The sequence below is a fragment of the Streptomyces liliiviolaceus genome (assembly GCF_018070025.1).
In the GTDB taxonomy this organism is placed as follows: Bacteria; Actinomycetota; Actinomycetes; order Streptomycetales; family Streptomycetaceae; genus Streptomyces; species Streptomyces liliiviolaceus.
In genome coordinates, this window is the sequence record NZ_JAGPYQ010000002.1 from 2,302,620 (window position 1) to 2,318,249 (window position 15,630).

General features: G+C 71.3%; 13 protein-coding genes. 5 read left to right on the plus strand and 8 right to left on the minus strand.

The genetic code is table 11. From position 1 onward, the window contains the following. Positions 1 to 16: 16 nt before the first annotated feature. The 3 genes from J8N05_RS45315 to J8N05_RS45325 are packed head-to-tail and all read left to right on the plus strand — an operon-like array spanning position 17 to position 4,246. A complete protein-coding gene (locus J8N05_RS45315; RefSeq protein ID WP_210893724.1) occupies positions 17 to 2,263 on the plus strand; it encodes an MMPL family transporter in 2,247 nt (748 codons plus the stop codon). A 7-nt stretch (positions 2,264 to 2,270) separates the two neighbouring features. Continuing rightward, positions 2,271 to 3,569 (plus strand): sensor histidine kinase, encoded by a 1,299-nt coding sequence (locus tag J8N05_RS45320; protein ID WP_210893726.1) that lies wholly within the window; start codon positions 2,271 to 2,273, stop codon positions 3,567 to 3,569. After that, positions 3,566 to 4,246 (plus strand): response regulator transcription factor, encoded by a 681-nt coding sequence (locus J8N05_RS45325; protein ID WP_210893728.1) that lies wholly within the window; start codon positions 3,566 to 3,568, stop codon positions 4,244 to 4,246. The genes J8N05_RS45320 and J8N05_RS45325 overlap by 4 nt, the downstream gene beginning before the upstream one ends. A gap of 69 nt (positions 4,247 to 4,315) precedes the next feature. Here the strand turns inward: J8N05_RS45325 and J8N05_RS45330 are convergent, their stop codons facing one another. From J8N05_RS45330 to J8N05_RS45340, 3 genes are all read right to left on the minus strand, one after another. Beyond that, entirely contained in the window at positions 4,316 to 5,590 is a 1,275-nt protein-coding gene (locus J8N05_RS45330; protein WP_210894381.1) for a Rossmann-fold NAD(P)-binding domain-containing protein, read from the minus strand. 41 nt (positions 5,591 to 5,631) lie between these two features. After that, entirely contained in the window at positions 5,632 to 6,990 is a 1,359-nt protein-coding gene (locus J8N05_RS45335; protein ID WP_247706962.1) for an MFS transporter, read from the minus strand. A 211-nt stretch (positions 6,991 to 7,201) separates the two neighbouring features. Next, complete coding sequence (locus tag J8N05_RS45340) at positions 7,202 to 7,366, minus strand: hypothetical protein (RefSeq protein WP_210893729.1); 165 nt, start codon at positions 7,364 to 7,366, stop codon at positions 7,202 to 7,204. A gap of 304 nt (positions 7,367 to 7,670) precedes the next feature. On the opposite strand from J8N05_RS45340, the gene J8N05_RS45345 reads away from it, so the two are divergent. Then, positions 7,671 to 9,914 (plus strand): MMPL family transporter, encoded by a 2,244-nt coding sequence (locus J8N05_RS45345; RefSeq protein WP_210893731.1) that lies wholly within the window; start codon positions 7,671 to 7,673, stop codon positions 9,912 to 9,914. 131 nt (positions 9,915 to 10,045) lie between these two features. On the opposite strand, the gene J8N05_RS45350 is transcribed toward J8N05_RS45345, so the two are convergent. From J8N05_RS45350 to J8N05_RS45370, 5 genes are all read right to left on the minus strand, one after another. Further along, positions 10,046 to 10,897, minus strand: coding sequence for an ABC transporter permease (locus J8N05_RS45350; protein ID WP_210893733.1), 852 nt, complete (start codon positions 10,895 to 10,897; stop codon positions 10,046 to 10,048). A gap of 11 nt (positions 10,898 to 10,908) precedes the next feature. Further along, positions 10,909 to 11,826: an ABC transporter ATP-binding protein gene (locus J8N05_RS45355; RefSeq protein WP_247706963.1), complete on the minus strand. Its 918-nt coding sequence runs from the start codon at positions 11,824 to 11,826 to the stop codon at positions 10,909 to 10,911. Then, positions 11,823 to 12,185, minus strand: a complete 363-nt coding sequence (locus J8N05_RS45360) for a transcriptional regulator (RefSeq protein WP_210893735.1) — start codon at positions 12,183 to 12,185, stop codon at positions 11,823 to 11,825. The genes J8N05_RS45355 and J8N05_RS45360 overlap by 4 nt, the downstream gene beginning before the upstream one ends. Further along, positions 12,182 to 12,697, minus strand: a complete 516-nt coding sequence (locus tag J8N05_RS45365; protein WP_383949233.1) for a hypothetical protein — start codon at positions 12,695 to 12,697, stop codon at positions 12,182 to 12,184. Before J8N05_RS45365 ends, J8N05_RS45360 begins: the two co-directional genes overlap by 4 nt. A 162-nt stretch (positions 12,698 to 12,859) precedes the next feature. Further along, positions 12,860 to 14,344 (minus strand): hypothetical protein, encoded by a 1,485-nt coding sequence (locus J8N05_RS45370; RefSeq protein WP_210893737.1) that lies wholly within the window; start codon positions 14,342 to 14,344, stop codon positions 12,860 to 12,862. Between J8N05_RS45370 and J8N05_RS45375 the strand changes: the two genes are divergently transcribed. Next, positions 14,273 to 15,448 (plus strand): hypothetical protein, encoded by a 1,176-nt coding sequence (locus J8N05_RS45375; RefSeq protein ID WP_210893739.1) that lies wholly within the window; start codon positions 14,273 to 14,275, stop codon positions 15,446 to 15,448. The genes J8N05_RS45370 and J8N05_RS45375 overlap by 72 nt on opposite strands. Positions 15,449 to 15,630 lie beyond the last annotated feature (182 nt).

Consider the following 15,630-nt stretch of genomic DNA (forward strand, 5'->3'; position numbering starts at 1 on the left):
CTGGAGTGATCTGCAGGTGGCAACTTTTCTCTACCGGATCGGACGGTGGGCCTTCCGGCGCCGGCGGCTCGTCGGTGGTCTGTGGCTGGGTGTGCTGATCCTGGCCGTGGCCGCCGCCGCACTGGCGCCCGCCGGGGAGGAGGAAGACCTCTCCATGCCCGGCACCGAGTCGCAGAAGGCGTTCGACCTGCTCGACGAGCGCTTCCCCGAGAGCAACTCCCAGGGAGCCGAGGCCCGGTTGGTGTTCCGCGCCCCCGACGGGCAGCGGGTGACCGCCCAGAAGAACAGGGCGGCCGTCGAGGACACCCTCGGCTCGCTCGACGGGAGCGGTCAGGTCGCGTCGGCCTCCGACCCCTACAAGTCCGGCGCCGTCAGCGAGGACGGCACCATCGCCTACTCCACGATCACCTACACCGTGGACGCCGTCGACCTGACCGAACCGACCAAGAGCGCCCTCGAAAGCGCCGCGAGCCGGGCCCGGGACGCGGGACTGACCGTGGAGATCGGCGGCTCCGCCCTGGACTCGGAGGAGGAGCCGGGCGGCACGACGGAGATCATCGGCGTGGCCGTGGCGGCGGTGGTCCTGATCCTCGCCCTCGGATCGCTGGTCGCCGCCGGGCTGTCGCTGCTGACCGCCGTCGTGGGCGTGGCCATCGCCTTCGGCCTGGTCTCCGCGCTGGCGGTGCCGCTGGGCCTGACGTCCACCGTCGCCATCCTGGCGCTGATGCTGGGCCTCGCCGTCGGCATCGACTACGCCCTCTTCATCACCTCCCGCTTCCGCGACGAGTGCGCCCGGGGCGGCGACCCGCAGGAGGCCGCCGGGCGGGCGGTGGGCACGGCCGGCTCCGCCGTCGTCTTCGCCGGCGCGACCGTCTTCATCGCCCTGGTCGGCCTGGGTGTCGTCGGCATCCCCGAACTCACCAAGATGGGCCTGGGCGGCGCGGGCGCCGTGGCCCTCGCCGTACTCGTCGCACTGACCCTGGTACCCGCGCTGTTCGGCTTCTTCGGCCGGCGGGTACTGTCCCGTGCCGTCCGCAGGGCCGACCGGCCGGGCGGCGAGCACGCACACCAGGCGCCCACCGTCGCGGCCGGCCGCGACGGGCTCGGCACCCGCTGGGCGCGGTTCGTGCTGCGCCGGCCGGGAGCCGTGCTGCTGACCGCCGTACTCGGTCTCGGGGCGGTCGCCCTGCCGGCGCTGAGCCTCGAACTCGGGCTGCCCGGCGACGAGTCCAAGTCGGTGGAGACCACCCAGCGCCGTGCCTACGACTTGCTGTCGGAAGGCTTCGGCCCCGGCTTCAACGGCCCGCTGACCGTGGTCGTGGACACCTCGGAGTCCAAGGACGCCCGGACCGCCACGGACCTGGTCGCCAGGACAGTACGAGGAGTGGAGGGGGTCGCGTCGGTCGGCGATCCGACGCTCAGCCGGACGAAGGACACGGCCGTCCTCACCGCCGTCCCGCGGACCGCGCCGAACAGCGGCGAGACCAAGGAGCTGGTGCAGGCGATCCGGGACGCGGTCTCCGGCGTAGAGGCCGGCACGGGCGCCACCGTCCTGGTGACCGGCACCACCGCGCTGAACATCGACATCTCCGAAGCCATGTCCGACGCCCTCCTCCCCTATCTGACCGTGGTCATCGGCCTGGCGGTCCTCCTGCTGGCGGTGGTCTTCCGCTCGCTCCTGGTCCCGGTCAAGGCCGCGCTCGGCTTCCTGCTGTCGGTGGGTGCCGCCTTCGGCGTCCTGGTCGCCGTCTTCCAGTGGGGCTGGGCGGCGGACCTGCTCGGCATCGAGCAGACCGGACCGGTCATGTCACTGATGCCGATCCTCATCATCGGCATCGTGTTCGGCCTCGCGATGGACTACGAGGTCTTCCTCCTCACCCGGATGCGGGAGGCCTACGTGCATGGCGCGTCCCCCGGCGAGGCGGTCGTCACCGGCTTCCGGCACAGCGGACGCGTGGTGGCCGCGGCGGCGATCATCATGATCAGCGTGTTCGGCGGTTTCGTCGGGATGAGCAGCCCGACCATCCAGACGATGGGCGTCGGTCTGGCCGCCGCCGTGGCCTTCGACGCCTTCGTGGTCCGGATGGCGATCGCCCCCGCGGTCCTGGCGCTGCTCGGCCACCGGGCCTGGTGGCTGCCCCGTATCCTGAACCGCGTGCTGCCGAATGTGGACATCGAGGGTGAGGCACTGAGCAGGCATGCTCCGGCCCCCGCGACCGGACCGGGCGCGGCGGTGCCGCAGTTCCCCGCCGGCCGGCACTGAACCGGCCATGGCGAGCACAGGTGCCGGTGGCCCGCGCTCACCCCGCACGTGGTGGCGGCAGGGCGCGGTCCCGGCGACGGCGTTCGTGCTCTGCCTGCTCGGCGGTGTGATCCAGGTCGACGACACGCTGTCGGCACCGCCCCTCGCCGCCTGGTTCGTCGCCGTGGTGTCCTGTGCCGTGCTGCCGCTGCGGCACCGGGCACCCCTTGCCGCCCTGGCGGCCACGACCGCGGCCGCCGCCCTCGTACAGCCCCTGGGCCTTCTGCTGAGCCCGCTCACCGCGGCTCCCGCCGTGATCACCGCCTACTCCTACTCGCTCGCCGCGCGCACCGAACGGCGCGCGGCGGGCGCGGTGGCGCTCGGTGCCGTCGTGCTGCTGGTGGCGTCCATCCCCGTGACCGGGGACCTGTCGTGGCAGGACGCGAGCAGGATAGGGGCGATGGCGGCGTTCCCGCTGATGGCCGGCGTGCTCGGCCATTCGGTGCGCAACCGCCGGGCCTATCTGGCGGCCGTGGAGGAGCGGGCCCGGCGGGCCGAGGAGAGCCGGGACACCGAGGCGCGCCGGAGAGTCGCCGAGGAACGGGTGCGTATCGCCCGCGAGCTGCACGATCTCGTGGCCCATCAGATCACCCTGGCCAACGCGCAGGCCACGGTCGCCGCCCACCTCTTCGACACGCGCCCGGAGCAGACCCGTAAAAGCCTCGGGGAGCTGATCGAGACCACCGGGCACGCGCTCGACGAACTGCGGTCCACGGTCGGTCTGTTGCGGCAGTCCGGGGACGCGGCCGCGCCCGCCGAACCGGCGCCCGGGCTGTCCCGGCTGCCCACGCTCATCGAGTCCTTCCACCGCGCGGGTCTTGAGGTGTCGGTGCACCAGGAGGGCACGGCCAGGCCGCTGCCGCCGGGAGTGGACCTCACCGCCTACCGCATCGTCCAGGAGGCCCTGACCAACGTGACCAAACACTCCGGTACCCGCAGCGCCCGGGTGCGCCTGGCCTGGAACCGCGATCGGGTGACCGTCACGGTCGCCGACGACGGAGGGGGTGCCCGCGCGGTACCGAGCGCGTCCGCGTCCCCGGACCGTCCGCCGCCCGGTTTCGGTCTGATCGGCATGCGTGAGCGGGCCACCGCGGTGGGAGGTCAGCTCTCCGCGGGCAGGCGCGCGGAGGGCGGTTTCCTGGTCTCCGCACAGCTGCCGCTCCCGCCTGCCAAGGACACCGGGGCCGGCGGGCACAGCGGAGCCGACGGAACCGACGGGAATAGCGGGGACAGCGAGGACGACAAGGTCGGCGGGGATGCGTCATGACGCTCAGGGTGCTCCTCGCCGACGATCAGGCACTGCTCCGCGGTGCCTTCCGGCTGCTCCTCGACAGCGCCGACGACATCACCGTGGTCGGCGAGGCGGGCGACGGCAGGGAGGCGGTGCGGCTCACCCGGGAGCTGCGCCCCGACGTGGTGATCATGGACATCCGTATGCCCGAGGTGGACGGGCTCACCGCCACCTCGGAGATCTGCGCGGACCCGGAACTGCGGACCAGCCGCATCCTGATCCTCACCACGTACGAGACCGACGAATACGTCGCCCAGGCGCTGCGCGCGGGGGCCGGCGGCTTCATCGGCAAGGGCATCGGGGCCGAGGACCTGCTGGACGCCGTGCGGACCATCGCCGACGGTGACACTCTGCTGTCCCCCGCCGCGACCCGTTCCCTGGTGGCACGTTTCCTGGCCACGCCGGACAACGCCCTGCCGCAGCACTCCGAACAGCTCGCCGTACTCACCCCGCGCGAACGCGAGATGGTGGCGCTGGTCGCGACCGGGCTGTCCAACCAGGAGATCGCCGAGCGGATGTTCCTCAGCCCGTTCACCGTACGGGCCCATGTGCAGCGCGCCATGACGAAGCTGGAGGCCCGCGACCGGGCCCAACTCGTCGTCATCGCCTACCGGACGGGGCTGGCCCACGCCGCCCCCGACGGCCTGTCGTGATCCGCCGCCGGGGGCCGGCCGTTCTCACGGCTGGTTCTCACGGCTGGTTCTCACGCCTGGTTCTCACGACTAGAGGGCGAACTCGGGCAGTGTGAGGGCCGAATGGGCCGCTCGGGCCGGAGGTGAGGGCAGGGTGACGAGGTCGCGCAGCTTGGCGTTGCGTTGCTCCAACGCCCGTGCCGTGGTGGGGAAGAGCGAGGCCCCGCCCTTGTCGACCAGTGCCTGGTTCATGGCCACGAACCCACGCGTGTCGCGTTCGTAGGCGGCGAAGGCCGCCGTGTGGTCCCGGTGCGTGGCCAGTGCGTGGGCGAGCATGTAGGCGCCGACCAGTGCGAGGCTCGATCCCTGTCCGGTGAGGAACGAGGGCGCGTACGCGGCGTCGCCGACGAGCGCGACACGGCCACGAGACCAGTGAGGCATACGGATCTGACCGGCCGTGTCGAAGAACAGGTCGTCCGCGTGACGCATGGCGTCGACGAGGTCGGGGACCTTCCATCCCGCGCCCTCGAAGGCCGCGGCGACCAACTGCTTCTGGGCGCCGGGGTCGCGGAGGGCAGCGAACGGTGGTTGCGGCCTGTGGAAGTTCAGGAAGGCGTGCAGTTCGTCGCCGTCCCCGACGGCGTACAGGGCCGCGGCCTTTCCCGGGGTGTTCCACAGCATGACTTCACGGGAGAGCCCGAAGGAATTCGGCATGGTGAACAGGGCGAAGCAGTAACCGAGATAGTGGTGGAACCGTTCCTCGGGGCCGAACACCAGCTCCCGGGTGTGCGAGCGCATGCCGTCGGCGCCGACCACCAGGTCGAACGTACGCCGTCGCCCGCTGCGGAAGGTGACGTCGACCCCTTGTCCGTACGGGCCGGGGGCATCGGGGGCATCGGGGGTGTTGAGCGTGTCGGGGGTGTCGAGGGTGTCTATGGAGTCGTCGAACAGGAACTCCACGTCGTCGCGGACCAGCGCGTGGAGCAGCGCGGCCAGGTCCCCGCGGCGCACCTCCAGGTCCTGTCCCTCGACACCGCCGGCGACGGCGCTCGGGCTGACCGATGTCACCGTGCCGCCGTCGGAGTCGAGGAACGTGCAGCGGCGCGAGTCGATGTGGGCGTCCCGCAACCGCGGCAGTATCCCCATCCCCCGGACGACCTCGATCGCGGTGCCGCGGATGTCGATCGGGTAACCGCCCGCGCGCAGTGCGCCCGCCTTCTCCACCACGGTGACCGCCCATCCGGACCGGTGGAGCCAGTACGCCAGCGCGGGTCCGGAGATGCTGGCCCCGGAGATCAGGACGTTCCGCTGCACCGGGTTCCTCGTGTTCCCCGTGTTCTTATTTCCCGGACTCTTCGTGTCCATCGTGTTCCTCATGTCCTTCGACGGACCGGTCGGTGTCGATGTCATGCCTGGGCTCCCTTTTTCGTGAGACGGACAACGAGCAGTGCCAGTGCGGCGACGAGACCGGCGACGGCGAACCCCGTGGCGAAGGCCGTTTCGGCGGGCAGGCCCGTCGTCGGCCCGGCCCCGGCGTCGAGGATCGCGCCGGCCACCTGGGCGCCCAGCGCGACGCCGATCACGCGTGTCACGACGAGCAGGCTGGTGGCGATGCCGATGTCCTTGGTCGCGATGGCGGTGGCGGTCCCGGCGAGCAGGGCCGTGGTGCCGACGCCCGCGGCGAACGCGGCCAGCACCTTCGCGAGGACGAGCTGCCACTCCGCGCTGTGCAGCCAGGCCAGGGCGATCATCGTGGCCGCCGTGGCGACGGAGCCCACGACGACCACGGCACGCGAGCCGAAGCGCCGCACCGCGAGCCCGCCGACCGAGTCGCTGACCGCTCCCGCGATGGCGCCGGGCAGCAGAAACAGGCCGATGTCGGTGGTGTCCGCTCCAAAGCCGTAGCCGTCGGCCGACACGGCGAACAGCTGCGGGAGCAGGAACAGCACCATCCCGGAGCTGACGGTCATGACGAAGGTGAGTACGCACGCCTGCCACATCGCGGGCTTCGCCAGCATGCGCAGATCGACCATCGGCGAGGCCGCCCGGCGCTCGACGGCCACCCATCCGGCGGCGAGCGCGGCGACGACCACCGCGACGGCACCGACCGCCAGGGGCGGCAGACCGCCGTCCCTCGTCACCGTCACGAGCCCGAGCATGAACGCGAGCAGCGTGCCACTGAGCAGCACCACACCGGGCCAGTCGATCCCGTGGTCAGAGAGGGCCGGCGGATCGTGCGGCATGAGCCGGCTCACGGCCACCGTCGCCGCGATGATCGCGATCGTCGGCAGCGCGAACATCCAGTGCCAGGACAGTCCTTCCGCGACCGGCCCGGCGAACAGCATGCCCACCATGCCGCCGCCCGTGAACAGCGCGACGACCACTCCGATCGCCACCTGTGACTCCCCTGGCGGGAGATGCTTGCGCACCAGGATGAAGGAGAGGGGCAGCGCGCCCACCATCACACCCTGCAACACCTGACCGAGCAGCAGCACCGGCAGGTTCGGCGCCAGGCCGGCCAGCAGGCCACCGGCCGAGACCACGGCCATCAGCCAGATCAGCACCCGTTTCCCGCCGTAGCGGTCACCGAGCTTGCCCGCGACGGGTGTGATGACCGCGCCCGTGACGAGTAACGTGTTGCCGACCAGCGCCCCTTCGGCGGGACTGACTCCCAACTCGCTCTGCAGCAGCGGGAGCGCGGGCTCCACCACCGACTGCAGGGCGCCGAGGGCCAGTGCCAGGACGCCGAGGGCGGCGATCGACACTTTCCCGAGGCGGGCCGGGGGAAGTGCGGCTTCGGGCAGAGACGTCGTTGTTGTCGTCACCTGTTGATCACTCCAGACACCGGAAGGAAGTGGGGGGTCACGTGAGATGCACGCGTCTCCCACACTCCCCTCCGGCGCCCGTGCCGGGCATCGTCCCCAGCCGCCGTCTCCCTCTGGTGCACCTGGACCAGCCACTCACCTGACCTGGTGCCTACGCACTACGGATGCGCCATGGGCCGACCCGCAGCACGCCGTCGAGGTCCCCCGTGGGCAGCACCTTGGTCGAGTCGTGTTCGCGCAGGGAGTGCACCACCTGCGCGGACTGACGGTTGCGCCACCCGAGTTGGCCGTGCCCCACTATCCTCAGGACGTCCAACTGGGTTGCCTGTCACAGGAGTTGCGATCCGGCACGACTCCGACGTTCTCGGCGCCCCGGAAGCGACCGAAGACGTAACCCTGACGCTCTGACGTTATGACGTTCTGACAGGAAAATCTGACATTGTCAGGTAAATCTCCTCCTGCCAAAGAAGCGCTTGTCTCACTAGCGTCGTTCCCGGCGACGAAGAGCGCGGCCCGCGCCCCCATTCGACGGGGCGAAGGGCGTGCCGCGACGCAGCGTGCCGACTTCGGTCCGGCCGACGCTCTCGCCTTTCACCGAGGAACATCGAAGGAGACATCCCGTGTTCGAACGCATGGCCGAATTGGCGATCCGCCGATCTCGGCTGGTCCTGGTCGTCGCCACCCTGACCGTGGCCCTCTTGGGCGTGGTGGGCGCAGGCGCCTTCGAGAAGCTGAAGGGCGGCGGCTTCGACGACCCCGCCTCCCAGTCCACCCGAGCGGCGAACGTCATCGACGAGAAGTTCGGCGGCGAGGTCAACCTCGTACTGCTGGTCCGCTCCCCCGACGGACGTATCGACACCCCCGCGTCCAAGGAGAGCGGCCGGGCCCTGGCGGCCGACCTCAAGAAGGACGAGCGGCTCAGCAACGTCGTCTCGTACTGGGAGACGAACAGCCCCGACCTGCGCTCGAAGGACGGCCGCGAGGCCATGGTGCTCGCCCATGTGCGGGGCGACCCGACCGAACAGCGGGAGAACGCCAAGGAGGTCATCGACACCTTCAGCGGCACGTACAAGGACACGCTCACCGTCCAGGCCGGAGGAGGCGCGGCCGTCGGCGCGGACCTGTCGAAGCAGGTGGTCGACGACCTGATCCTCGCCGAGGCGATCGCCATACCCCTGACCCTCGTACTGCTCCTGTTCGTCTTCGGCAGTGTGGTCGCGGCCCTGCTGCCGCTGGTCATCGCGATCATCGCCATCATGGGTTCGTTCGCCCAGCTCTTCCTGCTCGGCAGTGTCACCGATGTCGCCGACACCGCGACCAACCTCACCACCGCCCTGGGCCTCGGACTGGGCATCGACTACGCCCTTCTGATGGTCAGCCGCTTCCGGGAGCAGCTCGCGGCCGGGGCGAGCGTGGACGACGCCGTCCGGCGCACGGTGCACACGGCGGGCCGTACGGTCGCCTTCTCCGCCGCGACGGTCGCGGCGGCCCTGGCGGCACTGCTGGTGTTCCCGCAGTACTTCCTGCGCTCGTTCGGCTTCGCCGGGGTCGGTGTCGTCGCCATCGCCGCCCTCAGCACCCTGTTCGTGATGCCGGCCCTGCTGAAGGTGCTGGGGCACCGGGTCAACAGCGGGCGGCTGCCGTGGGCCAAGTCGCAGCGGTCCGACGCCCGTACGCCTCTGTGGGGACGGCTGGCCCGTACCGTCATGCGGCGGCCCGCCCTCACCGCGCTGCCCGTCCTCGCCGTGCTGCTGTTCGTGGCGAGCCCGCTGCTGAACATCACCTTCGGTACGCCGGACGAACGCGTGCTGCCCAAGGACGCCGGGAGCCGCCAGGTCTCACAGGTGCTGCGGGAGAACTTCGGGGGCAGTGAGGACTCGGCCCTGAACATCGCCATCGACCAGCCCGTGGACAAGGAGCCGCTCGCGTCGTACGCGGGTCGGCTGGCCGCGCTCAAGGGTGTGCTGAGGGTCGAGACCAGCGGGGGCACCTACAGCGAGGGACGGTCCGCGGCGAGCGGGCCCGCCAACTCCGCCCTCGGCCGGCCCGACGCACAGCGGATCAGCGTGGTGAGCGGCCTGACGCCGAAGTCGGACGACGCCCAGGACCTGGTCGAGCAGGTCCGCTCGCTCGCCCCGCCCGCCGGGACGCACCCCCTGGTCGGAGGGCCGGACGCCGTACTCGTCGACGCCAAGCAGTCCGTGGCCGACCGGCTTCCCCTCGCGGTGGCCCTGGTCGTCCTCACCACGTTCGTGCTGCTCTTCCTGTTCACCGGCAGCGTCGTGCACCCGTTGCGCGCACTGGTCCTGAACGCGATCAGCCTCGCGGCCACCCTCGGCGTGATGACCTGGATCTTCCAGGACGGCCACCTCTCCTCCCCGCTCGGCTTCACCGCGCAGCCGATGGAGGTGTCGATGACCGTGCTGATGTTCTGCATCGCCTTCGGCCTCTCGATGGACTACGAGGTCTTCGTCACCAGCCGCATCAAGGAACTCCACGACCAGGGCGAGGACAACGAGTCCGCGGTGGTCAACGGTCTCGGCCACACCGGGCGCATCGTGAGCGCGGCGGCCTGTCTGCTGGCGGTGAGCTTCTTCGCCTTCGGCACGGCCAAGCTCAGCTTCATGCAGATGTTCGGCCTCGGCAGCGGACTCGCGGTCCTCCTCGACGCCATCGCCGTACGCGGTGTCCTCGTACCCGCGGCAATGCGTCTGCTCGGCAACTCCGCCTGGTACGCGCCCGGTTTCCTGCGCGCCTTCCACGGAAGGTACGGCCTCAGCGAAGGCGGTCCCGCGCCGGCGCCCGCACCCGCCGGGCCGGCGACGGCGGCTTCGACGGACACGAAGAGCTCGGCGGGGGTCTGACTCCCCCGGTCCCAGGCCTCGGGCGTCGCACGGCGCCCGAGGCCTGATCGCGAGCGGCGGCGGCTGTGCGGTACTCCGGCACCGCCGCGAAGGCAGTGGGACCTTTCCTGGCGAGAACGCGAACCGGACTCCTACGCGGGCAGCACGCCGTTCTGTGCCGCCTTGCGGTGGCGCGCGGACAGGCGGGAGCCGGACTCGCGCCGGGCGGCGCGGCGCAGCAGGGGCACCGCGAGGAGGAATCCGAGGACCGCCCAGGCGGCCAGGACCAGGGCGACCATCGGCAGTTCCCAGGAACCGGCCGCCTCGGCGGTCCGCGCGGAGTCCGGGAGCAGCGCCGAACGCAGGCCCTGTGCCATCCACTTGAGCGGGAAGACCGAGGCCACCTGCTGGACCGGCACGGGCAGCGAGGTGATCGGGAACACCGTTCCGGAGGTGAACAGGAGCGCCATCGTCGGCAGCATGATCAGCGCCAGTGCCTCGCGCGGGTTGGGCAGCACGGCGCCGATGGCCGCACCCAGCGGTACGACGGCGAGCAGTCCGAGCGTGGTGACCCACAGCAGTGTCAGCCAGCCGCCGGGCCCGTGCGGCAGCGGCCCGTCCGCCAGCAGCGCCGCGACGGCCAGGAGCAGGGCCAGGGTGCCGGTCGCCATGACGACCACCAGCACGCTCTTGGCGACGAGGTAGGCCGGTATCCCGCCGGGGGTGGCGCGCAGCCGCAGCAGGGTGCCCTCCTCCCGTTCGGTCACGAGGATCTGTGGGAGGTTGACCAGTCCGATCTGGAACAGCAGGTAGGCGGCGAAGCCCGCGAGGAGGAGGTGTGCCATCGGCACATGTGTGCCGGGCACATCGCCGGTGACGTAGGCGGCGATCGCCAGGGCGACGACCACATTGGTCACATGGCCGGACATCTCCTTGGGATTGCGCAGGAGGTGCCGCAGTTCGATACGGCCGCGCTGGATCCCGGCACGCCAGGCGTTCGTCATGGGTGTCCCTTTCACGCGGCCTGTGCCGTGACGTCGGTGCCGTCGGGTTCCCGGTGCAGCATGTGGAGGTAGGTGTCTTCCAGCGTCGGGCGGCGGACCTCCAGGCCGGCGATCGGGCCGTCGGCGTGCCGGTGGAGTTCCCAGACCAGCCGCGAGGGGTCCGCGGTGCGCTCGCGGCGGGGCGTCCCGTCATCGGCCGTCCAGCGGACCTCGGCCCGGGCGGCGGCCTGCCGGGCCAGTTCCGCGGGCGTTCCGCAGGCCCGGATCCGGCCGCCGACGAGCATGGCGATCCGGTCGGCGAGCCGTTCGGCCTCCATCAGGTCGTGCGTGGTGAGCAGCACGGTGACGCCATCCTCCCGGGCCAGGCGTTCGACCAGTACGTGGAACTCGTGCCGCGCCTCGGGGTCGAAGCCGGTGGTCGGCTCGTCCAGGAAGAGGAGTTCGGGGCGGCCGACGATGCCGAGCGCGACGTCCAGCCGTCGGCGCTGGCCCCCGGACAGCCGCTCCACCGGGCGGCCCGCGTGCTCGGTGAGACCGACCAGGGCGAGCAGCTCGGCCGGGTCGCGCGGGTCGGGATAGTAGGTGGCGAAGTGCGTGAGCAGTTCGGCGACCCGCCAGCGGCGGTGGTCGCGCCAGGACTGCAGGACGAGTCCGATCCGGCCGCGCCACGCGTCGTCGCCGCGCTCCGGGTCCGCGCCCAGGACGCTCACCTCGCCGGCGGAGCGCCGCCGGAAGCCCTCCAGGATCTCGACCGTCGTGGTCTTCCCGGCGCCGTTGGGGCCGAGGAGCGCGAAGATCTCGCCGCGGTGGATGTCCAGATCGATGCCGTGCAGGACATCGACGGCGCCGTACGTCATCGTCAGGTCCCGCGCGCGGACGACGGGCTGGGCGTGCCCGACAGGCCGGGCAGGTCGGCGCTTCGGTGTCATCGCCCCGCCCCCGAGTCGTGCCGCTGCCGTGGCGGTGGTGGCGCTGTTCCGCCCGCCGCTGCGGGACCGGCGCCCTCGACGATCGCGCGGAGGGCCGCGACGTGCCCCTCGAAGGCGGCACGGCCGTGGTCCGTCAACCGCACTCTGGTACGCCGCTTGCGGCCGCCCCCTTCCTTGTGGAGCTCCAGGTATCCGGCCTCCTCCAGGGTGTGCAGCTGCTTGGAGAGCGCGGAGTCGCTGAGCGAGAGGCTGTCGCGGACGAACGCGAAGTCCGCCCATTCGGTGGCGGCGAGCAGCGCGACCACCGACAGCCGGGTGGCGGGATGGATCAACTCGTCGAACCCGACGGGAATGCTCATCGCTCCACTCCCGCGCCGCCCGTGCCCGTGCCTTCGGCATGCGTGCCGCGGCCCCGCGCAGACCCGGCCGACCAGCGGCTCGTCCGCCCGACGAACAGCACGAACACCGCCGCCGAGACCGTGGCCTGGATCAGACTGCCGGGCATCGGCTCCAGCGAGTCGACGAGCCGGCCGGACAGCAGGACCGTGCCGCCGGTCACCACCGCCCCCGCGACGAAGGTGGCGAACATCCGCGGCGTGCACCGGGTGTGATGCAGGCGCACCCGGCTGCGTCGGTCGTGGAGCACCGCCACCCCGCCCAGCAGCGCGGCGTACGCGGCCATGACCAGCCCCACGGCCCAGCCGGGCAGGTCCAGGCCGAGCACGGCCAGGAAGAGCCACATGAGCGCGGCCGTGGCCCAGAGGTCTCCCGGACTGCCCGCGGCGGACCGCTCGACCTCGTCGTACACCCGCTCCTGCGGCACCCGGATGCGCTGCAGATCCCGCCACGCCTGTTCGGCATCCATCGCCATGCCCATGCCTCACTCACCCGTCACCACTCGACTTTCCCACCAGGAAAGCTATCTCCGACTTTCCCGATGGGCAAGTCGGCGAGCGGGAGGCTGTGTGCCCTTGTCGGTCGAGGATCGGCAGGATCTCGTGCGGCGTCCTGTCGCCCTCTCCGCGGGTGCAGATCAGGCCGAGGAGAGCTGGTTGGTGATCTCCTTCTCCCAGGCGGTCTGCTGTGCGGGGTCGTTGAGCGACGCCGCCCACTCCTCCGGTGACTGCTTGTGCTGGGTCGGGCCTGCCTTGAGGACCCCGAGCAGCGCGCGTGCCGATTCACGGACGTCGTCGGGTGTGTTGCTGCTCGCGGGCACGTCGGGGCCGGCCGCGAGAGCGTAGAGCTTCTGCGCCATGTAGTGACGCTCGCCCTGCTGGACGGATTTCGTCACCTTGAAGAACTCCTTCAACGCGTCGCCGCGGGTGGCCGGTTCGGGCGTGGACACCGACGCGGCGGCCTCGGGCCCGTCCGTCGCGGCCTCGGCCTGAGCCGGCGTGGGCCTGGCCCACCGGTCGGGGTGCCGCGCGGCGACATACCGGTTGCTGCCCGCCCTGGCTCCCTTGTAGAGGGCGCCGCTGACCAGGAGGGCCGCCGCCGTGCCGGCCACGGCGGGTGCGGCCGGGCCGGCGATCGCTCCGGCTGCGGCGGCGATCGCGAGGCCACCGCCTGCGGTACGCACGGTGTTGCCCCCGAGGCTGGCGATGCGCTTGCCCATCTTGGTGTGCTGCTTGTGCCGCGCGTACTGGATTATCTGGGCCAGTTCGGCATGCAGTTGCTGGTTGAGTTCGAGGACGCCCGCCCCCAGCTGTGTGGCGGCCGTGCCCACTTCCGCCGCGACGACGTCCGACCCGTCGCCCTCCTGCTCCCGCGAGGCCGCCCTGGCCGTCTGCTGCTGCACCTCGCCCAGCCGGTCGTGCACGTCCTGGAGCCGACCCTCGTTTACCGGCGTCTCGCCGGAGGGTCCCTCCGCCAGGCCCTTGAGTGCGCGGTTCTTGTTGTAGGTCTTCCAGATGACCGTGGAGTCACGGGCCGCGATCACCGTGGAGTAGAACATGCTGAAAGCGCCGGTCGCCTCGCCGAGAGCGGCCACCCCGCCCAGCTGGCCAGCGTTCCGCACGGCGGCGTTGGCCATGCCGGTGGCGTCGCCGCCGACCATGCCGACGTTCTGCGCCAGGCCGAGCGGCTTGCCGCGCATGTCCTTCCTGGGCTTGTGGGACTCCGGTCCCACGCCCTTGCGGCCCTTGCGCGCGGCGTTCAGAGCACGCGCGTCGTTGACCACGCCCAGGACGTCGGTCACCGCGTTGATCGCGGTGTCGACCTGGGTGACGATCGCGGTGGCCTGCACCTGACTCGTGTCCCCCGTGGACTGGCCGTGCGTCCGGACGCCGCCCTCCGTGGGCGCGTTGAAGCGGTTGGCCACCGTGTCGGGCTGGTCGAGGACCTTCTTCGCCTTGTCGGTCTTGGAGGTGGAGAAGAGCTGCCCTATCTTCCCGGCGACCTTCTTGAGCTTCCCCCCGGCACGGGCCAGGCGCCGAAGCCCTCTTCGATGCTGCTTGGTCTCCGGCTGTACCGTCTCAGGCTCACTCCGGTCCGGCTGATCCTCGCCCTGCGCAGCCACAGCTTCCGCAGCCGCCGCTTCCTGCCGACGCCGCTCCTCGGCCGCGGCCGCTTCCTCCTCCTCGCGGCGGTGCTGTTCCTCAGCGGCGGCCGCTTCCTCTTCCTCCCGGCGGCGCTGCTCGGCAGCGGCCGCCTCTTCCTCCTGCCGGCGACGCTCCTCCACGGCCGGGTCTTCACGCTCGGTCCGCTCTTCCACGTCAGTGACTTCTTGGACTTCCTGACGCTCAGGCCGTACGTAGGCCGCCACATTTACCCGATGGCGCTCAGGCAGTACCGGCACCGCCATGAATTGTCGTTGCTCGGGCTCTTCCCGTGCGGCCTCCGCGGCTTCCTGCCGACGACGCCCCTCCGCAGCAGCATCCGACGCCACCGCACCGACCCGACGCCGACGCTCCTCCAACACCCCCGGCCGACGAGCACCCTCCGCCGCCGCATCCACCGCAACCGCCGCAACCCGACGGCGCTCCCCCGCCTCTTCCTCCCGACGACGCCCCTCCGCAGCAGCATCCGACGCCACCGCACCGACCCGACGCCGACGCTCCTCCAACACCCCCGGCCGACGAGCACCCTCCGCCGCCGCATCCACCGCAACCGCCGCAACCCGACGGCGCTCCCCCGCCTCTTCCTCCCGACGACGCCCCTCCGCAGCAGCATCCGACGCCACCGCACCAACGCGACGCCGACGCTCCTCCAACACCCCCGGCCGACGACCGCCTTCAGCCGCCGCGTCTGCCGCCACCTGTCGGTACGCCGCCGTCCGACGGCTCTCCTCGGGCGTCTCCTGACCCTCCCGGGAGGACTGCGACGGTTCGGCGACCGGGTTCAGGTCGGCGGGGGCGGAGTTCGACCGGCCCCTGCCGATCACCAAGGCGTCCACCGCGGAGGAGCCCGCCTCCCGCTGATCCGCGCCCGCGGAACCCGGGCGAGCACCGCTCGACGCACGCTGGATCGCCGCCGCGACAGCTCGGTTGCCCGCTGCGCCCTGCAAGGAGGCCAGCGAGGGCTGCGGCCTCTGCGGGCGGCCTTTGGCCGGATCGGCGGCGTCCGTGCGACGTGTCTTCGTTTCGCGCGGGCGGTCCAGCACGGACAGCTCCTTCTGGTCTAAGGATTCAGGGCGGCAGGACAAAAGGAATTTCAGGCATAAATTGCTCTATACCGAAAAAGAACGCGGCGTGAACAGCGGAACACGACAGCGTTTCGGGCAACCTACCCTTGCCGGACGAGTCGCATGTTTCCTTTGTGTTTATTGTTGAAGCGAGATGTGTTCCGGCGTTGTTCAGGTGGTTC